General features: G+C 61.3%; 18 protein-coding genes. 2 read left to right on the forward strand and 16 right to left on the reverse strand.

The window, feature by feature from the left end:
* Positions 1-133: 133 nt before the first annotated feature.
* The 4 genes from htpG to G559_RS0117215 form a co-directional block, all read right to left on the reverse strand.
* The gene (gene htpG, locus G559_RS0117200; RefSeq protein ID WP_028629420.1) at positions 134-2,032 is read right to left on the reverse strand and encodes a molecular chaperone HtpG; all 1,899 of its coding nucleotides are present in this window, start codon (positions 2,030-2,032) and stop codon (positions 134-136) included.
* Positions 2,033-2,207: 175 nt separating this feature from the next.
* Positions 2,208-3,452, reverse strand: coding sequence for a hypothetical protein (locus tag G559_RS0117205; protein WP_028629421.1), 1,245 nt, complete (start codon positions 3,450-3,452; stop codon positions 2,208-2,210).
* A gap of 40 nt (positions 3,453-3,492) precedes the next feature.
* Positions 3,493-3,936, reverse strand: coding sequence for a PaaI family thioesterase (locus tag G559_RS0117210; RefSeq protein WP_028629422.1), 444 nt, complete (start codon positions 3,934-3,936; stop codon positions 3,493-3,495).
* Complete coding sequence (locus G559_RS0117215; protein ID WP_028629423.1) at positions 3,933-4,388, reverse strand: PaaI family thioesterase; 456 nt, start codon at positions 4,386-4,388, stop codon at positions 3,933-3,935. Before G559_RS0117215 ends, G559_RS0117210 begins: the two co-directional genes overlap by 4 nt.
* Before the next feature lie 172 nt (positions 4,389-4,560).
* On the opposite strand from G559_RS0117215, the gene G559_RS0117220 reads away from it, so the two are divergent.
* Positions 4,561-4,785: a hypothetical protein gene (locus G559_RS0117220; RefSeq protein WP_028629424.1), complete on the forward strand. Its 225-nt coding sequence runs from the start codon at positions 4,561-4,563 to the stop codon at positions 4,783-4,785.
* 58 nt (positions 4,786-4,843) lie between these two features.
* On the opposite strand, the gene G559_RS0117225 is transcribed toward G559_RS0117220, so the two are convergent.
* From G559_RS0117225 to sdhC, 12 genes are all read right to left on the reverse strand, one after another.
* Positions 4,844-5,233, reverse strand: coding sequence for an MAPEG family protein (locus G559_RS0117225; RefSeq protein ID WP_028629425.1), 390 nt, complete (start codon positions 5,231-5,233; stop codon positions 4,844-4,846).
* Entirely contained in the window at positions 5,230-5,964 is a 735-nt protein-coding gene (locus tag G559_RS0117230) for a DUF599 domain-containing protein (RefSeq protein ID WP_028629426.1), read from the reverse strand. Before G559_RS0117230 ends, G559_RS0117225 begins: the two co-directional genes overlap by 4 nt.
* Before the next feature lie 272 nt (positions 5,965-6,236).
* A complete protein-coding gene (gene brnQ, locus G559_RS0117235; protein ID WP_028629427.1) occupies positions 6,237-7,550 on the reverse strand; it encodes a branched-chain amino acid transport system II carrier protein in 1,314 nt (437 codons plus the stop codon).
* Positions 7,551-7,856: 306 nt separating this feature from the next.
* Entirely contained in the window at positions 7,857-8,744 is an 888-nt protein-coding gene (sucD, locus tag G559_RS0117240; RefSeq protein ID WP_028629428.1) for a succinate--CoA ligase subunit alpha, read from the reverse strand.
* Positions 8,744-9,913, reverse strand: a complete 1,170-nt coding sequence (sucC, locus tag G559_RS0117245; RefSeq protein ID WP_028629429.1) for an ADP-forming succinate--CoA ligase subunit beta — start codon at positions 9,911-9,913, stop codon at positions 8,744-8,746. The genes sucD and sucC overlap by 1 nt, the downstream gene beginning before the upstream one ends.
* Positions 9,914-10,113: 200 nt before the next feature.
* Positions 10,114-11,550 (reverse strand): dihydrolipoyl dehydrogenase, encoded by a 1,437-nt coding sequence (gene lpdA, locus G559_RS0117250; protein WP_028629430.1) that lies wholly within the window; start codon positions 11,548-11,550, stop codon positions 10,114-10,116.
* Positions 11,551-11,619: 69 nt separating this feature from the next.
* Positions 11,620-12,846, reverse strand: coding sequence for a 2-oxoglutarate dehydrogenase complex dihydrolipoyllysine-residue succinyltransferase (odhB, locus tag G559_RS0117255; RefSeq protein WP_028629431.1), 1,227 nt, complete (start codon positions 12,844-12,846; stop codon positions 11,620-11,622).
* A gap of 44 nt (positions 12,847-12,890) precedes the next feature.
* Positions 12,891-15,722 (reverse strand): 2-oxoglutarate dehydrogenase E1 component, encoded by a 2,832-nt coding sequence (locus G559_RS0117260; protein ID WP_028629432.1) that lies wholly within the window; start codon positions 15,720-15,722, stop codon positions 12,891-12,893.
* A gap of 244 nt (positions 15,723-15,966) precedes the next feature.
* Positions 15,967-16,683 carry a succinate dehydrogenase iron-sulfur subunit gene (locus G559_RS0117265; protein ID WP_028629433.1) on the reverse strand — a complete coding sequence of 239 codons (717 nt, stop codon included), beginning with the start codon at positions 16,681-16,683 and terminating at the stop codon, positions 15,967-15,969.
* A gap of 11 nt (positions 16,684-16,694) precedes the next feature.
* The gene (gene sdhA / locus G559_RS0117270; protein WP_028629434.1) at positions 16,695-18,467 is read right to left on the reverse strand and encodes a succinate dehydrogenase flavoprotein subunit; all 1,773 of its coding nucleotides are present in this window, start codon (positions 18,465-18,467) and stop codon (positions 16,695-16,697) included.
* A 3-nt stretch (positions 18,468-18,470) separates the two neighbouring features.
* Positions 18,471-18,839 (reverse strand): succinate dehydrogenase, hydrophobic membrane anchor protein, encoded by a 369-nt coding sequence (sdhD, locus tag G559_RS0117275; RefSeq protein ID WP_028629435.1) that lies wholly within the window; start codon positions 18,837-18,839, stop codon positions 18,471-18,473.
* Complete coding sequence (gene sdhC, locus G559_RS0117280; RefSeq protein ID WP_028629436.1) at positions 18,833-19,207, reverse strand: succinate dehydrogenase, cytochrome b556 subunit; 375 nt, start codon at positions 19,205-19,207, stop codon at positions 18,833-18,835. The genes sdhD and sdhC overlap by 7 nt, the downstream gene beginning before the upstream one ends.
* Positions 19,208-19,569: 362 nt before the next feature.
* Between sdhC and gltA the strand changes: the two genes are divergently transcribed.
* Positions 19,570-20,856, forward strand: a complete 1,287-nt coding sequence (gene gltA, locus G559_RS0117285) for a citrate synthase (protein ID WP_028629437.1) — start codon at positions 19,570-19,572, stop codon at positions 20,854-20,856.
* Positions 20,857-20,896 lie beyond the last annotated feature (40 nt).

Below are 20,896 nucleotides of genomic sequence, written 5' to 3' on the forward strand. Positions count from 1 at the left end.
ATTTCAAGAGCGCGGCAGTGTCGACCTGGCCTTGTGCGGTCGGCGTAGCGAACGAATTCGCTCCGCCGAAGCGTCAAGCACCCACAACGAAAAAGGCCCGCAACTCGCGGGCCTGTTCCGTTCCAGCCTCTTATCAGGCCGAGAGTTCCACCAGCAGCTTGTTCAGGCGGCGCACGTAGGCGGCCGGGTCCTTCAGGCTGTCGCCGGCGGCGAGGGCGGCCTGGTCGAAGAGGATGTGGGACAGCTCGCCAAAGCGGTCCTCGTCCTGCTCGCCATCCAGCTTCTCGATCAGCGGGTGGGCCGGGTTGATCTCGAAGATCGGCTTGGAGTCCGGCACCTTTTGGCCACTGGCCTCGAGGATCTGGCGCATCTGCAGGCCCAGATCCTGTTCGCCGATGGCGAGGATCGCCGGGGAGTCAGTCAGTCGGTGGGAAACGCGCACTTCGCTGACTTGCTCGTCCAGCACCTTCTTCAGGCGCTCGATCAGGCCTTCCTTGGTCTTGGCGACTTCTTCCTGGGCCTTCTTGTCCTCTTCCGAGTCCAACTTGCCCAGGTCCAGGTCACCGCGGGCGACATCCACGAAACCCTTGCCGTCGAAGTCGGACAGGTAGCTCATCAGCCACTCGTCGATACGGTCGGTGAGCAGCAGCACTTCGATGCCTTTCTTGCGGAAGACTTCCAGGTGCGGGCTGTTCTTGACCTGCGAATAGCTCTCGCCGGTGAGGAAGTAGATCTTGTCCTGGCCTTCTTTCATGCGGCCGATGTAGTCGGCAAGGGAAACACTCTGCTCACCGGATGCATCCTGAGTGGAGGCGAAGCGCAGCAGGCCGGCGATTTTCTCTTTGTTGGCGAAGTCCTCGGCCGGGCCTTCTTTCAGCACCTGACCGAAGTTGGTCCAGAAGCCCTTGTACTGCTCGGGTTCGTTCTTGGCTAGTTTCTCCAGCATGTCCAGCACGCGCTTGGTCAGGGCCGACTTCATGGAGTCGATCACCGGACCCGACTGCAGGATTTCGCGGGAGACGTTCAACGACAAGTCATTGGAGTCCACGACGCCCTTGATGAAACGCAGGTAGAGCGGCAGGAACTGTTCTGCCTGGTCCATGATGAACACGCGCTGCACATACAGCTTCAGGCCGCGCGGCGCCTCGCGGTGATACAAATCGAACGGGGCACGGGCCGGAACATAGAGCAGCGAGGTGTACTCCAGCTTGCCTTCGACCTTGTTGTGGCTCCAGGACAGCGGGTTCTCGAAGTCATGGGCAACGTGCTTGTAGAACTCCTGGTACTCCTCGTCCTTGACCTCGGTACGCGGGCGAGTCCAGAGCGCGCTGGCGCGGTTGACGGTTTCCCACTCCTGCTCGGCGGGCGCATCTTCGCCGTGGTGTTCTTTCGGCAGTTCGATGGGCAGGGCGATGTGGTCGGAGTATTTCTTGATGACGTTACGCAGACGCCAGCCATCGGCGAACTCCTCTTCGCCACTCTTCAGGTGCAGGACGATGCGGGTGCCACGCTCTGCCTTGTCGACAGTGGCGATGTCGAACTCGCCCTCGCCTTGCGACGACCAGTGCACGCCTTCGCTCGCCGACAGACCGGCGCGGCGGGTGAACACGTCTACCTTGTCGGCGACGATGAAGGCGGAATAGAAGCCCACGCCGAACTGACCGATGAGGTGGGAGTCCTTCTTCTGGTCGCCGGAAAGGTTCTTCAGGAAGTCGGCGGTGCCGGACTTGGCAATGGTGCCCAGGTGCGCGATCACCTCATCGCGGCTCATGCCGATGCCGTTGTCTTCGAGGGTGATGGTGCGAGCGTCCTTGTCGAAGCTGACGCGGATCTTCAGCTCGGCGCCGCCTTCCAGCAGCTCGGGCTTGGCCAGCGCTTCGAAGCGCAGCTTGTCGGCAGCATCGGAGGCGTTGGAAATCAGCTCGCGGAGGAAGATTTCCTTGTTGGAATACAGGGAATGGATCATCAGGTGAAGCAGTTGCTTCACCTCGGTCTGGAAGCCCAGGGTTTCTTTTTGAGTTTCCACACTCATGGTCGTCTAACTCCACGTGGATGGTTTGAGCCGCATACGGCGGCGGATGTCATCCAGATGGGGGCTTCGACAAGGATTTCAAGTGCTTAGGAAAATCGAACAGTACTTGCCCGCCAATGGCACCTGCCATTGGCCCGGAAACAGTGAAAAGAGAAGCGCGTTTCACTCGACCGGCTCAGGGCTCCAGCAGCTCCACGTCGGACACCTCTTCGACATCGAAACTGAAACTGGCGGCCCCTGCCCCGCCCAGGTTACGACGAATGAGGATCCGGCCATCGCGATCCAGGCCGGCGAAGCGGCCTTCGGCGGTGCTGCCACGCACTGTGTACACGCGCATGCTGAGCTCCTGGTATTGGCTGGGGGTGTTCAGCAAACGTTGCAGCGAGAAACGCAAGCGACGATCCACCGCACCGGTGTCCGCGAGAGGCGCCAGCTCCTGCGCCACGCTAGGCGTTTCAGGCGCCACGCTGGGAGTGGTCAGTGGCGGGAAACTGTCATGGCGCACACGCCAGCCCCGGGCCTCGCTCTTGGCCAGCTGCAAGGCCAGATGCTGAACCTGGCCGTCGACACGGGCCTCCACGTCCAGATCCAAATCGCGCGCCGGCAAGCTGACAGCTGGCAGTTGGGCCAGCTCTACGTTATGGGTGGCGAAGCGCCGCTGCAGGTAGTCACGAACCACATAGGCCAGGGTGTCGCGAGAGTCATAGGTGGTATCCACCCGTCCATCGCGGTAGCGCAGACGGTCGGTAAAGACCTCCAAATGGCCCGTGAGCGTAGTGGCGAACTTCGGCGGCAAGACCAGATGGAAGTCGCCGGCCAGACGGTTTGGCGCCACGGGCTGCAAGTCCAGATGCAGGGTGTAGCCACGGGGGATACGCCGGGCCTCCGGTAGTTCCTGCTCCGGTAGCAGCCAACTGATCTCGACTTCCGGTTGCGGTCCAGGGTCCTGGGGCAGCACGTCCAGGCGCAAGGCCCCCTTCGGCAGGTTGCCGACACGAATGGTCAACTCGCGACGGGCGTAGAAATCCTGCCCCTCGCGCAGGCTGAGAATGCCGTCCACCAGTTCGGCCTGTAGCGGCGAGAAACGCTGGCCGTTGAGCTCCCCGTTGAGACGGATATCCAGCTCTGACGCGGCCTGCGGCTCATCGCCCAGCCAGCGAAGGCTGATGATTGACTGCAACCGCTCAGGGTCCTGCGCGGCCAGCATCGTCAGCCCCACCACCAGCGGAATGAAGCCCATCGCGCCCAGGGCCACAGCCTTGCGCGCGGTGCGCCAATGGTTGAGCACATAGGCCAGCGTGACCGGCGGCAACAAGCTGCCAAAGCCCCAGAGCAAACTGGTACCAAAAGCGAGCATCACCAGCCAGACCAGGCCGGTGACGATCAGCAGCAGGCCACCAAGTATCAGTAACGCAACCATCGGACTTTCCTTGAGAGCGACCGGACCCTACTGGCGCGCCTCAGGGCTCATCGACCTTGAAGTGGGCGCGTGCGGTGGCGATGGGTTCGGTCTGGGTGGTCTGCCAGGCGGTGATGGCGACGTTGGCGACGCGGCGGCCTTGTCGCCAGACCTGGCACTGGACGAAGGTGTCACGATAGTGTCCGGCGCGCAGGTAATCTATCGAGAAGTCGATGATTTTGGGCATATGTGGCGTGCCCATGAACATCAGCAGGTGGAGCATGGCCGCATGTTCCATGAAACCGGCGATCACACCGCCGTGGATGGCCGGCAGGGTCGGGTTGCCGATGTTGTCCTTGCTTGCTGGAAGACGGAACACCATGTCATCCCCCAGGCGCAGGCATTCCATGCCGATCAGCTTGGCGTAGGGGATCAGGCACACCAGCGAGTCGTAGTCATTCTTCTCCTGGGCCTCGCGCACCAGCGCGTTGAAGTCGAGGCTCATACTGCACCTCCCTGCTTCAACTGGCCGGGCTTGCCCATGCGCATGAAGGCGCCGACCACATGGGCGATGGGTTGGGTCGGGTCGTCCTGATAGGCATAGCCACGGGTGAAGATGACATTGGGCGTCACCCGGTAACACTCGGCGAATCCGTAGACGTCCTTGTGCGGCTCGGCCGGGTGCATGTAGTCGATGCGCAGGTCCAGGGTCGGGCAGATCTCGAACTCCGGCAGTACGCAGACCGTGGAAATGCCGCAGGTGGTGTCCATCAAGGTCGTAATGGCGCCGCCGTGGATCACGCCGGTTTCCGGGTTGCCGATGATCTGTTGGCTGTAAGGCAAACGCAGGGTCAGGCCCTGGGGAGTGGCGTCATGCACGCTCAGGCCGAGCACCTGGCAGTGGCGCAACGCGGAAAGAAAGCGCTGCGACCGTTCGATAAGGGAATTGTCCGTCATGACTGCAACCTTGGCGGAAAGTGGGCAAAGTGCTAAATGATACCCTGACGGACGCGCCTACGCCGTGGCCAAGCGTTCGGGTAAGGCTTTTTGCATTAAGCACGGAACTTAGAAACAGGTCACAAACTCCAACGCCTATCGATGAGGAAAAGCCACACATGGAGGCTCAATGATGAAGAAAACCCTGTCTCTCGCCCTGCTCCTGGCCGCTAGCCTTGGTCTCGCTGCCTGCGACAAGAAGGAAGAGGCCCAGGCACCGGCTGCACCGGCGACCGAATCCCAGCCGAGCGCACCGGCCCCAGCCCCGACTCCGGCTCCGGAAGCCGCCCCGGCTCCGAGCGCACCCGCCGCTCCGGCCGCTCCGGAGACTGCACCGACCGAGGAGCAGAGCCAGTAAACTCCTGGCAATAGCTACGACAAGGCCCGCATTGCGCGGGCCTTGTCGTTTCCGTGGGTCAGAGCGCCGGACTGAGCATCAACAACAGGCAGCAGACCAGGCCGACGACCCAGACCAAGCTGCGCAGGGTGGCCTTGTCGTTCCAATAGAGGAACAGGTAGAGCACGCGCGACACGATGAAGATGATCGCCAGCAGGTCGACGAAGTAGCCGTGGGTCTGGGTGACATGGGACATGAGCACACCGGCGGCGAACAGCGGGAAAATCTCGATGCTGTTCTGATGCGCCGCCACAGCCCGCGCACCGAAACCCGTCAACCGTGCCTGCTGCGCACGTGGATGACGGTTGTCGTAGCCCCTGCCCTCTTCACGCATGGCCTTGGCCACGGGAATCTTCGCCAGGTAGATGAGCAGGGCCGAGAAGAACAGGCACCAGAAAGGAATACTCATTCGACCTTCTCCTTGGGCGCTTCCAGCGCGTGAGTTGGGGTGTAGACCATCACATCCAGCACATCGGAATGGAATTCGCGGCGGTACAGCACCAGCACAACACCCGTGGTCGCAATGATGAAAAACCAGGGATTGATGAACCAGGCCAGCATGGCCAAGCCGAAATAGTAGCTGCGCAAGCCGAAGTTGAATTGGTTGGCCGCCAGGGAAATCACTCGCGCGGTACGCTCGGCGAAGGCCTTCCTCTCCTGCTCGCTGACGTGTTTCTCTCCGATCATCGGCGCCGATCCCACGAGGATGGCGGCAAAGTTGTACTGACGCATGCACCAACTGAAGGTGAAGAAGGCGTAGACGAAGACGACGGCGAGACCCAACAGCTTCAACTCGGAAATACTGCGGCTGGCAGCCTGCACGAACGGCAGGTCGGCCAGCACCGACACCGCGCGATCAGTGGATCCGAACACCGTGAGAATGCCGGCCAGGATAATCAGGGTACTGGAGGCGAAGAACGAGGCATTGCGCTCAAGGTTTCCGATCACACTGGCGTCGGCGATACGGTTGTCGCGCAGCAACAGGCGACGCATCCAGTCCTCGCGGTAGAGATGCAGGACCGAAGCCAGGCAGGCGGTGTCCTTGCCCTTCCAGATGGCGTAGCGGGTGTACCCCACCCAGCAGGTAATGAACCAGAGAATGGCCACCAGATGAGGCCAGTTGCGCAGAATGGTCGACATGCAAATTCCTTGTAAGAACGCGGCGAATTATAGCGATCCATGGCCATGACAACACGACACCTGCAATGCACTACCAAGCGGAAACGCGCTGGTCATTCGACCGGTATCCGGGCCGGCAAGCTGCGCCGGGAGACCTGAGCGGACGGAACTCCTGAAGTGGGATTCCGGCGCACTTTACGAGACCCGATGGCAAAGCAAGCGCCTCTCCTCCCCGTTAACCCAGCGCCACGAAAAAGGCCGCCCTTCGGCGGCCTTCCTCGATCCAGCAACGGTCAGACCGGGCTGGCGACAGCGCGTCCCATAAGACGGTCGGCCACTATCGAGATTCCCAGGACAACCAGCACCGGCACCAGCCAGCCGAGGCTTTGGTGGGCCAGTGGCATCTGGCCAAAGAGCGCAGGAACAACGTCTTTGAACCCTGCGGCTGCGAAGCCATCGGCCACGCCGAAGACCAGTGCGATGGACATTGTCGGGACGAAGACACGACGTGGGTCGACCCAGAGCGCATCCAGCAGGCTAAGGGCAATGAGGACGATGGCCAGCGGGTAAAGCCCCACGAGCACCGGCACCGACAGACTGATGAGTTGAGTCAGGCCCTGGTTGGCCACCAGCAGGCTGAACAGACCAAACGCCAGGACCACCGTGCGATAGGAGAATGGCAGCAACTTGCTGAAGAACTCGCCACAGGCGGTGAGCAGGCCGACCGCGGTGGTCAGGCAGGCCAGGGTGATGACCACGGCCAACAGCAGACTGCCCGCAGTGCCGAAGGTGTGTTGCACATAGGCAGTGAGGATCTGCACACCGTTCTGCGCTTCGCCGGCGATACCCTGGCTGGTCGCGCCAAGGTAAAACAGCGCCAGGTAAACCAGCGACAGGCCAAGAGCGGCGATGGCACCAGCTATCACGGAGTAGCGGGTCACCAGTCGCGGGTCCTGGACGCCGCGGTCGCGAATCGCGGTGGCAATCACGATACCGAAGACCAGGGCGCCAAGCGTGTCCATGGTCAGGTAGCCCTGCAGGAAGCCCTGAACGAAGGGAGCGGCCTGATAGTCGGCAGCTGAAGTGCCGATAGTCCCGGCGGGGGCGAACAGCGCGGCGCCACCCAGCACCAACAGTGCCGAAAGCAGAACCGGCGTGATGAATTTACCGATGCTATCCACCAGTTTGCCCGGGTTCAGGGCAAGGAAGAGCACGGCAGCGAAATAGGCAGCGCTGTAGAGGAACAGGGCAACGCCGCTATCGCCGGTGAAGGGGGCAACGCCCATTTCAAAGGACACCACAGCGGTTCGCGGAGTCGCGAACAGCGGGCCAATGGCCAGATACACGGCAACTGCCAGGAGTACGCCGGCACGCTTACCGAGCGGCGCGGTCAAGCGGTCCATCCCACCCCCTACGCGAGCCAGGGCGACGACGGTCAGCAGCGGCAAGCCAACACCCGTCAGGAGAAAGCCCAGCGCAGCACGCCAGACGTTATCACCCGCAGCCATGCCAGCGCTGGGTGGGAAGATGATGTTTCCTGCGCCAAGGAAAAGCGCAAAGGTCATAAAACCAAGGGCAACGAGGTCCGAGCCTTTCAATCGAATCATGAGGGGAAGTACCACAGGCAGAATTTCATACGTTCCGAAGGGTTTCCCTTGGGGTTTGGGGAAACGTCATCCATCCGTTTGGGATTGATCGCTGTTGCCCGCCTCGGCTCTTTTGAAGCTGGGGAAGCGGGATAGGTGCAACCCTACCGATTTTACTGTGCCAAGCGCCTGACGTGGATCAGGCTGTCGGAGTAGCAACCATTTCTGTCGCTTAACCGACAAGCGGTTTCACCAAGCGAGAAAAAGGTTGCACCAGAAAAGACAAAGGCCACCCCGAGGGGTGGCCTTTGCTTGCTTCAAGATGCCTTAGGCGTTCTTGACTTCCCAACCGGTCAGCTCAGCCAGGGCTTTGCCGATATCAGCCAGGGAACGCACGGTTTTCACACCAGCATCCTGCAGAGCAGCGAACTTCTCGTCCGCAGTGCCCTTGCCGCCGGAGATGATGGCGCCAGCGTGGCCCATGCGCTTGCCCGGAGGGGCAGTCACACCAGCGATGTAGGACACCACCGGCTTGGTCACGTTTGCCTTGATGAAGGCAGCAGCTTCTTCTTCAGCGGAACCGCCGATCTCGCCGATCATGACGATGGCTTCGGTCTGCGGGTCTTCCTGGAACAGCTTCAGGATGTCGATGAAGTTGGAGCCCGGGATCGGGTCACCGCCGATGCCCACGCAAGTGGACTGGCCGAAGCCGGCGTCGGTGGTCTGCTTCACGGCTTCATAGGTCAGGGTGCCGGAACGCGACACGATGCCTACTTTGCCCGGCAGGTGGATGTGACCCGGCATGATACCGATCTTGCACTCGCCGGGAGTGATCACGCCCGGGCAGTTCGGGCCGATCAGGCGTACGCCCAGCTCGTCACACTTGACCTTGGCGTCCAGCATGTCGAGGGTCGGGATGCCTTCGGTGATGCAAACGATCAGCTTGATGCCGCCGTTGGCCGCTTCCAGGATCGAGTCTTTGCAGAAGGGAGCCGGAACGTAGATGACCGAAGCTTCGGCGCCAGTGGCTTCAACGGCTTCCTTGACGGTGTTGAACACCGGCAGGCCCAGGTGGGTGGTGCCGCCCTTGCCGGGGGTCACGCCGCCAACCATCTTGGTGCCGTAGGCGATGGCTTGTTCGGAGTGGAAAGTACCCTGGCTACCGGTGAAGCCTTGGCAGATGACTTTGGTGTCTTTGTTGATCAGGACGCTCATTACTTGCCCTCCGCCGCGGCCTTGACGACTTGCTGTGCAGCGTCGGTCAGGCTGGTCGCCGCGATGATGTTCAGACCGCTCTCGGCCAGTACCTTGGCACCGAGGTCAGCGTTGTTGCCTTCCAGACGAACCACGACCGGAACCTTCACGCCTACTTCCTTCACGGCACCGATGATGCCTTCGGCGATCATGTCGCAGCGGACGATACCGCCGAAGATGTTCACCAGAACGGCTTGGACGTTGCTGTCGGAGAGGATGATCTTGAACGCTTCGGTCACGCGCTCCTTGGTTGCACCGCCGCCAACATCAAGGAAGTTGGCCGGCTTGCCGCCGTGGAGGTTGACGATGTCCATGGTACCCATGGCCAGGCCGGCACCGTTGACCATGCAGCCAATGTTGCCTTCCAGGGCCACGTAGTTCAGTTCCCACTTCTGCGCATGGGCTTCACGAGCGTCGTCCTGGGACGGGTCGTGCATGGCGCGCAGCTTGGGCTGACGGTACATGGCGTTGCTGTCGATGTTGATCTTGGCGTCCAGGCAATGCAGGTTGCCGTCAGCCTTGATGACCAGCGGGTTCACTTCCAGCAGGGCCAGGTCGTAGTCCTGGAACAGCTTGGCCAGGCCAACGAAGATGTGGGTGAACTGCTTGATCTGGTCACCTTCCAGGCCCAGCTGGAATGCCAGCTCACGGCCCTGGTAGGGCTGAGCGCCGACCAGCGGGTCGATGGTGGCCTTGAGGATCTTCTCGGGAGTGTCGTGAGCTACTTTCTCGATGTCCACGCCACCTTCGGTGGAGGCCATGAACACGATACGGCGGCTGGAACGATCTACCACGGCGCCCAGGTACAGTTCCTTGGCGATGTCGGTGCAGGATTCGACCAGGATTTTGCTGACCGGCTGACCATTGGCGTCAGTCTGGTAAGTCACCAGGCGCTTGCCCAGCCAGTTGGCTGCGAACGCCTTGGCGTCTTCCTTGCTCTTGACCAGCTTCACGCCGCCCGCTTTACCGCGGCCGCCAGCGTGGACCTGGGCCTTCACAACCCATTCGCTGCCACCGATTTTTTCGCAGGCTTCTGCGGCTTCTTCCGGGGTGTCTACGGCAAAGCCCTTGGATACGGGCAGGCCGTATTCAGCGAACAGCTGCTTACCCTGATACTCGTGGAGATTCATGCTTGTCTACCGTCTTCGTTTAGGTATTGCGCATTCGGCGCTGCATTCGTGGTGCCGCGCCACCTGTGACTGCTGATGAAGGCAGTCCGGCGGGCTTTCCGCGGTGAGCCTCGCCCTACTGGGCGATGCTCACGACGGGCCACCCGCCGTGGTTCTTCGTCCTGCACGAGCTCGCGCGCGACCCGTGCAGGGGGTATTGCTTAGCGCTTCTTGCGGTTGGCAATGTGAATGGCATGGCCATTCACCGCGAGGGCCGCTTCGTGCAGCGCTTCGGACAGGGTCGGGTGCGAGAAGACCATCATGCCGAGGTCTTCGGCGCTGGTGCCGAATTCCATGCCGATGGCACCCTGCTGGACCAGTTCGGCAGCGCTTGGGCCAATCACGTGGACACCCAGTACGCGGTCAGTCTTCGCATCGGCGATGACCTTGACGAAACCGGCGGTGTCGTTGGCGGCCATGGCGCGGCCGCTGGCAGCGAACGGGAAGGTGCCGACGTTGACTTCAACGCCTTCGGCCTTCAGGGCCTGCTCGGTCTTGCCAACCCATGCGATTTCCGGGTGGGTGTAGATGACCGACGGAATCAGGTCGTAGTTCATCTGGGCTTTGTGGCCGGCAATGCGCTCGGCGACCATGATGCCCTCTTCCGATGCCTTGTGGGCCAGCATGGCGCCACGTACCACGTCGCCGATGGCGTAGACGCCCGGAACGCTGGTCTTGCAGTAGTCATCGACAAAGATGAAACCACGCTCGTCCAGGGTCACACCGCTGTCGGCGGCCAGCAGGTCGGTGGTCACCGGGCGACGGCCCACGGCCACGATCAGCTTGTCGAAAGTTTCTTTCTGCTCGCCGTTGGCGTCGGTGAAGTTCACAGTGACCTGCTTCTTCTTCACTTCGGAGCCAGTCACGCGGGCACCCAGACGAATCTTGAGGCCTTGCTTGGTGAGGACCTTCAGGGCTTCCTTGGAAACCTGCTCGTCAGCGGCCGGGAGGAACTTGTCCAGCGCTTCGATGACGGTCACTTCAGCGCCCAGGCGGGCCCAGACGGAGCCAAGCTCAAGGCCGATGACGCCAGCGCCGATCACGCCCAGCTTCTTCGGAACGGCCTGGAAGTCCAGGGCGCCGGTGGAGTCGACGATCACGTCCTGGTCGACCGGGGCCGGCGGGATGTCTACCGGCTTGGAGCCAGAAGCGAGGATCACGTTCTCGGCTTCGACGATCTGTACCTTGCCGTCGGAACCGGTCACTTCGACCTGCTTGTTGGCCAGCAGCTTGCCGTGGCCTTCCAGCAGGGTCACACCGTTGGCCTTGAACAGGGTGCTCACACCGCCGGTCAGGTTCTTAACGATGGTGTTCTTGCGACCAACCATTGCCGGTACGTCGATGGTGACGCCCTTGGCTTCGATGCCGTGGATTTTGAAGCCTTCGTGGGCCTCATGGTACTTGTAGGAGCTGTCCAGCAGCGCCTTCGACGGAATGCAGCCGACGTTCAGGCAGGTGCCGCCCAGAGCGGTCTTGCCTTCCTTGTCCTGGTACTTCTCGATGCAGGCGGTTTTCAGGCCGAGCTGAGCTGCCTTGATGGCGGCAACGTAGCCGCCGGGGCCCGCACCAATCACTACCACGTCGAATTTCTGGGTCATAACTCATTCCTTCTCATATGAAACCGGACGGCCCCTGTAAGGGGGGCCGCCGTGAAGAGAGACTGCCGATCAGATGTCCAGCAGCAGACGAGCCGGGTCTTCCAGCAGGTTCTTGATGGTCACCAGGAAGCTTACAGCTTCCTTGCCATCGATCAGGCGGTGGTCGTAGGACAGAGCCAGGTACATCATCGGGCGGATAACAACCTGACCGTTGATGGCCATCGGGCGCTGGATGATGTTGTGCATGCCAAGGATCGCGGCCTGCGGCGGGTTGACGATCGGGGTCGACATCATCGAGCCGAAGGTGCCGCCGTTGGTGATGGTGAAGGTGCCACCGGTCATTTCGTCGATGGACAGCTTGCCCTCACGGGCCTTCTTGCCGAAGGTCGCGATGCCGTTCTCGACTTCGGCCAGGCTCATCAGCTCAGCGTTGCGCAGAACCGGAACCACCAGGCCACGGTCGCTGGAAACAGCTACGCCAATGTCCTGGTAGCCGTGGTAGACGATGTCGTTGCCGTCGATGGAAGCGTTGACCGCCGGGAAGCGCTTCAGCGCCTCGACGGAAGCCTTGACGAAGAAGGACATGAAGCCCAGGCGCACACCGTTGTGGGTCTTCTCGAACAGGTCCTTGTACTTCGAACGCAGCGCCATGACTTCGGTCATGTCGACTTCGTTGAAGGTGGTCAACATGGCCATGGTGGACTGGGCTTCGACCAGACGCTCGGCCACCTTGGCACGCAGGCGGGTCATCGGTACGCGCTTCTCGACGCGATCGCCAGCGGCGAAGACCGGAGCCTCGGCAGCCGGGGCGGCGGGCTTGGCAGCCGGAGCAGCGGCCGGAGCGGATTTCTTGGCTTCAACGGCAGCGACCACGTCTTCCTTGGTCACACGACCGCCTTTGCCAGTACCGGCAATGCTGTTCGGGTCGATGCCGTTCTCTTCAGCCAGCTTGCGGGCGGCCGGAGAGAGGATGGCGTCGTCGGCAGCAGCGGCAGCCGGAGCAGCAGCCTGGGCGACCGGAGCGGCGGCAGCAGCAGCGGCCGGGGCGGCAGCAGCGGCGCCTGCGTTCAGCTTGCCGAGCAGTTCGCCGCTAAGGACGGTGTCGCCCTCGTTCTTGACGATTTCAGCCAGGACGCCGTCGGTTTCCGCGAGGACTTCCATGACTACTTTGTCGGTTTCGATGTCGACAATCAGTTCGTCACGCTTGACCGCATCGCCCGGCTTCTTGTGCCAGGTAGCCACAGTGCCGTCGGCAACCGATTCTGGGAAAGTGGGGGCTTTGATCTCGATAGCCATTCTGTAGGGTTCCTATCTAATTCGGTTTCTTCTGCGCGAAGGCGTTAAACAGTAAATGCATCTTGCAGCAGTTTTTCCTGCTGCTCGGCGTGCATGGAGGCATAGCCGCAAGCCGGGGCTGCCGAACCTTCACGACCGGCGTACTCGAGGAACAGGCCCTTCTTGTGAGCCGCCGCGACACGACGCATGTGGTGCTGGCTGCAGTACCAGGCGCCCTGGTTCATCGGCTCTTCCTGGCACCAGACGATGTGCTTGAGGTTCTTGTACGGAGCCAGTACCTCGGCCAGATCGTCCTCGGGGAACGGATACAGCTGCTCGATACGCACGATGGCAATATCTTCGCGGCCTTCGGCACGACGCTTCTCCAGCAGGTCGTAGTAGACCTTGCCGCTGCACAGGACCACGCGATCGACCTTCTTCGGATCGATCTGGTCGATCTCGCCGATGACGGTCTGGAAGGAGCCTTCGGCCAGATCTTCCAGGGTCGAGATGGCCAACTTGTGGCGCAGCAGCGACTTCGGAGTCAGGGCCACCAGCGGCTTGCGCAGCGGACGGATCACCTGGCGACGCAGCATGTGGTAGACCTGAGCCGGGGTGGTCGGCACGCAAACCTGGATGTTGTGCTCGGCGCACAGCTGCAGGTAGCGCTCCAGACGCGCGGAGGAGTGCTCCGGACCCTGGCCTTCGTAGCCGTGCGGCAGCAGCATGGTCAGGCCGCAGAGACGACCCCACTTGTGCTCGCCACTGGTAATGAACTGGTCGATCACCACTTGGGCGCCGTTGGCGAAGTCACCGAACTGGGCTTCCCAGATCACCAGGGCGTTCGGCATGGTGGTCGAGTAGCCGTATTCGAATGCCAGTACGGCTTCTTCCGAAAGGTAGGAGTCGTACAGTTCGAACTTGGGTTGCGTGTCGAACAGATGTTGCAGCGGCAGGTGGGTGCTGGCGTCCTTCTGGCTGTGCAGCGCCGCGTGGCGGTGCGAGAAGGTGCCACGACCAACGTCCTGGCCGGTGATGCGCACCGGATGGCCTTCGAACAACAGAGTGGCGTAGGCCATGGTCTCGGCGTAGCCCCAGTTGATCGGCATTGCACCCGCACCCATCTTCTGGCGGTCTTCAAGGATCTTGGCGACCTGGCGCTGGACCACGAAGCCTTCGGGGATCTCCAGCACCTTGGCAGAGAGCTCCTGCAGGGTCTTGAGCTCGAAGCGGGTGTCGTGGCGAGCAGTCCAGGCATGGCCCAGGTAAGGACGCCAGTCAACGAAGAGCTCCTTGTTGGGCTCCTTGACCAGGCTCTTGACCACGTGCTGGCCGTTGTCCAGAGCGGTGCGGTACTCGTCGACCTTGGCCTGGATGGCCGCGGCGTCGAGCACGCCGGAGGCGCTCAGGGCATCGGCATACAGCTCGCGGGTGGTGCGCTGCTTGGTGATCTGCTGGTACATCAGCGGCTGGGTGCCGTTCGGCTCATCAGCCTCGTTGTGACCGCGACGGCGGTAGCAGACCAGGTCGATAACCACGTCACGCTTGAACTGCATGCGGTAATCGACAGCCAGCTGGGTAACGAACAGCACCGCTTCGGGATCGTCGCCGTTCACGTGCAGGATCGGCGCCTGGATCATCTTGGCGACGTCGGTGCAATACTCGGTGGAGCGCGAGTCTTCCGGACGGCTGGTGGTGAAACCGACCTGGTTGTTGATCACGAGGTGGATGGTGCCGCCCGTCTTGTAGCCACGGGTCTGCGACATCTGGAACGTCTCCATGACCACGCCCTGGCCAGCGAAGGCCGCGTCGCCATGGATGGAGATCGGCAGTACCTTGTCACCGGCTTTGTCCTGACGACGATCCTGACGGGCACGCACGGACCCTTCGACCACCGGGGAAACGATTTCCAGGTGGGACGGGTTGAACGCCAGGGCCAGGTGAACTTCGCCACCCGGAGTCATGACGTTGGAGGAGAAGCCCTGGTGATACTTCACGTCACCGGAAGACAGGCCCTCGGCCTTCTTGCCTTCGAACTCGTCGAACAGGTCGCGTGGATTCTTGCCGAAGGTGTTGACCAGAACGTTCAGACGGCCGCGGTGGGCCATGCCGATGACGATTTCCTTCAAGCCATAGGAGCCCGAGCGCTGGATGATCTCGTCCAGCAGCGGGATCAGGCTCTCGCCCCCCTCCAGGCCGAAACGCTTGGTGCCCGGGTACTTGGTGCCCAGGTACTTTTCCAGGCCTTCTGCAGCGGTCAGACGCTCGAGCAGGTGGCTCTGGACTTCCGGCGAGAACGCCGGACGACCGCGCACGCTTTCCAGACGCTGCTGGAACCACTTGCGCTGCTCGGAATCGACGATGTGGGTGAACTCCGCGCCGATGGTGCGGCAATACGTCTCGTTGAGGGTCTGCTGAATCTCACGCAGAGTAGCCTCTTCTTTGCCGATGTAGAGCTCACCCGTGCGGAAGGTGGTATCGAGGTCGGCATCGGTCAGCCCGTAGTGACGGATCGACAGGTCAGCCGGAGCCGGACGCTGCCACAGACCAAGCGGATCGAGCTTGGAGGCCTGATGGCCGCGCATGCGGAAAGCCTGGATCAAGCGCAGGACTTCAACCTGCTTCTTTTCGTGTTCACTGCTTACAGCACCAGCGGAAACCGGCTGAGCGCGGCGCTGGTTCTTGGCGAGCAGAACGAAATGATCGCGGATAGTGGAGTGCGAAACGTCGGTGGCAAGATTGCCGTCGGTCGGCAGCTTCTGGAAGTAGGTGCGCCACTCTTCGGGCACAGCGTTGGGATCGTGCAGGTAGAGCTCATAGAGCTCTTCCACATATGCAGCGTTACCACCGGATAGGTGGGCGCTGTTCCACATGCGCTGCATTTCGCTTTCTTGCATGCTTTGTCACCCTCGATAAGGGGACGCCATCGGCATGGACACCGCTAGGGCTTAGAAGTCCTGGCACAGCGACTTCGGTAAGCCACCAAGGATCCCGCTGATAGTCCGGGCACCAGCCCGGTTGCCCCTGCTGGTCATCTATATATTTTTCAAATAAGGAACACGGCTTTGTGAGCTGCGTTCCTGGTTTTACTGCGGCACCAGCCAGGCTGGTGCCGCAGGTGTTACGGGTACCGCAATCGAATCAGGTACCGCTCTGCAGCAGCATGTTGCGTACGTGACCGATTGCCTTGGTCGGGTTCAGACCCTTCGGGCAAACGTTCACGCAGTTCATGATGCCGCGGCAGCGGAACACACTGAACGGGTCATCCAGCGCAGCCAGACGTTCTTCGGTCTTGTTGTCACGGCTGTCGGCCAGGAAACGATAGGCCTGGAGCAGTGCAGCGGGGCCGAGGAACTTGTCGGGGTTCCACCAGAAGGACGGGCACGAGGTCGAGCAGCAAGCGCACAGGATGCACTCGTACAGACCGTCGAGCTTCTCGCGCTCTTCCGGAGACTGCAGACGTTCGATGGCCGGAGCCGGCGTATCGTTCTGCAGGAAGGGTTTCACCTTCTCGTACTGCTTGTAGAAGATGCTCATATCAACGACGAGGTCACGAATGACCGGCAAACCGGGCAGCGGGCGAATCACCAGCTTGCCGCCCTTCAGGCCGGCGGCGGACAGCGGAGTGATGCACGCCAGGCCGTTCTTGCCGTTGATGTTCATGCCGTCGGAACCGCAGACGCCTTCACGGCAGGAGCGACGGTAGGAGAAACCCTCGTCCTGTTCCTTGATCAGCGCCAGTACGTCGAGGACCATCACGTCCTTGCCGTCGGTATCGATCTGGAAATCCTGCATGGTCGGAGCGCTGTCGCGCTCCGGGTTGTAGCGATAGACGCTGACAGTGAGAGTGTTGGACATGTCGGCCACCCTTAATAAGTACGTACTTTGGGTTCGAACGCCGGAACGGTCTTCGGCGCGAAGTTGACGGCGCGCTTGGTAACGCGCTTATCACCCGGGAAGTACAGGGTGTGGCACAGCCAGTTCTCGTCGTCGCGATCTTCGAAGTCTTCGCGGGCATGGGCGCCACGGGACTCCTTGCGGACTTCCGCGGCGATCGCGGTAGCCTCGGCGACTTCCAGCAGGTTCTGCAGCTCGAGCGCTTCGATGCGCGCGGTGTTGAAGGCCTGGCTCTTGTCGTTGATCTTGACGTTGGCGATGCGCTCACGCAGATCGGCCAGCTGGGCAATGCCCTTCTGCATGTATTCGCCGGTACGGAACACACCGAAGTAGTTCTGCATGCACTGCTGCAGCTCGCGCTTCAGCGGGGCAACTTCTTCGCCGCTGGTGCGCTCGTTGACGCCGGACAGACGCTTGAGCGACTGCTCGATGTCGGTCTCGCTGGCGCCGCGCGCCTCGATACCTTCCTTGAGCGCCTTCTCCAGGTGCAGACCGGCGGCACGACCGAACACAACCAGGTCGAGCAGGGAGTTGCCGCCCAGGCGGTTGGCGCCGTGTACCGATACGCAAGCCACTTCGCCCACCGCGAACAGGCCTTCGACGATGGTGTCGTTGCCGTTGGCGTCCTGGGTGATGGCCTGACCATGGATGTTGGTGGCAACGCCGCCCATCATGTAGTGGCAGGTCGGAATAACCGGGATCGGCGCGACGACCGGGTCGACGTGCGCGAAGGTCTTGGACAGCTCGCAGATGCCGGGCAGGCGGCTGTGCAGAACTTCCTCGCCCAGGTGGTCGAGCTTCAGCAGTACGTGGTCCTTGTTCGGGCCCACGCCGTTGCCAGCGATTACTTCTTTCACCATGGAGCGGGCGACCACGTCGCGGCCAGCCAGGTCCTTGGCGTTCGGAGCATAGCGCTCCATGAAGCGTTCGCCATGGGCGTTGATCAGGTAACCACCCTCGCCGCGGCAACCTTCGGTCACCAGCACGCCGGCACCGGCGATACCGGTCGGGTGGAACTGCCACATTTCGATGTCCTGAACCGGCACACCTGCACGCAGGGCCATGCCCACGCCGTCGCCGGTGTTGATCAGGGCGTTGGTGGTGGAGGCGTAGATACGGCCTGCACCGCCGGTGGCCAGAACCACGGCCTTGGAGCGGATATAGACGGTTTCACCGGTCTCGATGCAGATCGCGATGATGCCAACCACGGCGCCGTCCTGGTTCTTCACCAGGTCTACGGCATACCACTCATTGAGGAACGAGGTGCCGCTCTTCAGGTTTGCCTGATACAGGGTGTGCAGCAGGGCGTGACCGGTACGGTCAGCCGCAGCGCAGGTACGGGCAGCCTGGCCGCCCTTGCCGAAGTCCTTGGACTGGCCGCCGAACGGGCGCTGGTAGATGCGACCTTGCTCGGTACGGGAGAACGGCAGGCCCATGTGTTCCAGCTCGAACACGGCTTCCGGACCAACGGAGCACATATATTCGATTGCGTCCTGGTCACCGATGTAATCGGAACCCTTGACGGTGTCGTACATGTGCCAGCGCCAATCATCATTCGGGTCGGCCGAAGCGATTGCGCAGGTGATGCCACCCTGGGCCGAAACGGTGTGGGAGCGAGTCGGGAACACCTTGGTCACAACGGCGGTCTTGTGACCGCCCTGAGCCAGTTGCAGCGCAGCACGCATGCCGGCGCCGCCGCCACCTACGATGATGGCGTCGAAAGAAAGAGTACGAATGCTAGCCATGGATCACACACCCCAGAGAATCTGCACGCCCCAGACGAAGAACGCGAACATTGCAATGCCGCATACCGCCTGGAACAGGAAACGCACGACAGTCGCCGCCTTGCCCAGCGCCATCGGCGTCAGGTAGTCGGTGGAGATGGTCCACATGCCGACCCAGGCGTGGACGCTCAGGGCGACCAGGGCAAGCAAGCTGAAGATGCGCATCGCGGTGTGGGAGAACAGACCGTGCCAGTCGGCGTAGGTCAGACCCGGACTGAACAGCAGGTAGCCCAGCAGGAAAAGGAAATAAGCCGCGAGAACGACCGCAGAAACGCGCTGGGCCATCCAGTCATAAAGGCCCGAACGCGAGAAGTTCGTAACGTTGGTTACCATATCCACACTCCCAGCAGCACGATCAGCACCGCAGAAACTACGATGACGATTTTCGAGCCCAGCTTGCCGCCCTCGAGCGTCTCGCCGACGCCCGCATCCATTACCAGATGGCGCACACCGGCAACCAAGTGGTAAAGCAGTGCGGACAGGAGGCCCCAAACCACCAGCTTGGCCAGCGGACTGGTCAGGCACGCCTTGACCTGCTCGAAGCCTTCCTCGGAGCTCAGCGACTTGTCGAGTGCGAACAGCAGCACGGCAATGCCGAAGAAGAGGATGACGCCAGAGATACGATGCAGGATGGACGTGTAAGCAGTGATGGGGAGTTTGATGGTCCTGAGATCTAGGTTTACAGGTCGTTGGCTATTCACGGCTTTTTTTTCACACTGAGGCCCCTAACTAACAGGGCAAGTTGTCGGGAAGTGCACTGATCAGGTACCCCTCACCAAAGGGAGTGCCGACCTCCAGAATATGGGCTTAAGGCCCCTGGCGATCGGGCGCTGAGTATAGACAGTTAGCTGACTAATGACAATGCGAACACCTGCCCCTAAAAGCGGATTGCACTGCCTATATAAAAGGCGTAAATAGCCCCTCTTTTTTCACCGAAAAACCCACGCAAACCCCACTGCCACATGGGTTTCTTCAAATTGACATTCGAATTTATACCTCTATAGTGTCCCGGGCCCTGCGTGGGGGGCTGTCTGATGATTTCAAGCATAACTAGGAGGCCGCTATGGCTGACAAAAAAGCGCAGTTGATCATCGAGGGCGCAGCCCCCGTAGAGCTGCCCGTTCTGTCCGGAACCATGGGACCCGATGTAGTCGATGTGCGGGGCCTGACCTCCACGGGCTGCTTCACCTTTGATCCTGGCTTTATGTCGACCGCCTCTTGTGAGTCGAAGATCACCTACATCGACGGCGACAAGGGCGTATTGCTGCACCGTGGCTATCCAATCGAGCAGTTGGCAGAGAAATCCGACTACCTGGAAACCTGCTACCTGCTGCTGAACGGCGAGCTGCCGAACGCTGAAGAGAAGGCCAAGTTCGTTGGCACCATCAAGAACCACACCATGGTTCACGAGCAGTTGAAGAGCTTCTTCAACGGCTTCCGCCGCGACGCCCATCCGATGGCGATCATGTGCGGCGTGGTCGGTGCCCTCTCCGCCTTCTACCACGACTCCCTGGACATCAATAACCCGCAGCACCGCGAAGTCTCGGCGATGCGCCTGATCGCCAAGATGCCGACCATCGCGGCGATGGCCTACAAGTACTCCATGGGCCAGCCCATGATGTACCCGCGTAACGACCTGAACTACGCGGAAAACTTCCTGCACATGATGTTCAACACCCCGGCCGAGATCAAACCGATCAGCCCGGTACTGGCCAAGGCCATGGATCGCATCTTCGTGCTGCATGCAGACCACGAGCAGAACGCATCCACCTCCACCGTACGCCTGGCCGGTTCGTCCGGCGCCAACCCCTTCGCTTGCATCGCTGCAGGCATCGCCGCCCTCTGGGGCCCGGCACATGGTGGCGCCAACGAAGCCGTACTGAGCATGCTGGACGAGATCGGCGACGTTTCGAACATCGACAAGTTCATCGCCAAAGCGAAGGATAAGAACGATCCGTTCAAGCTGATGGGCTTTGGCCACCGCGTGTACAAGAACTTCGACCCGCGCGCCAAGGTCATGAAGCAGACCTGCGACGAAGTCCTGGCTGAGCTGGGCATCAACGACCCGCAGCTGGAACTGGCCATGAAGCTCGACGAGATCGCGCGTAACGATCCTTACTTCAAGGAGCGCAACCTCTACCCGAACGTGGACTTCTACTCGGGCATCATCCTGAAGGCCATCGGCATTCCGACCAGCATGTTCACCGTGATCTTCGCCCTGGCACGCACCGTCGGCTGGATCTCTCACTGGAAGGAAATGCTCTCCGGCCCTTACAAGATCGGCCGTCCGCGCCAGCTCTACACCGGCTACGAAAAGCGTGACTTCGTCTCGCTGGATGGCCGCAAGTAAGGCTGACCGCACAATGAAAGAGGCTGCCAATCGGCAGCCT

Source organism: Metapseudomonas resinovorans DSM 21078, from assembly GCF_000423545.1.
Lineage (GTDB): Bacteria > Pseudomonadota > Gammaproteobacteria > Pseudomonadales > Pseudomonadaceae > Metapseudomonas > Metapseudomonas resinovorans.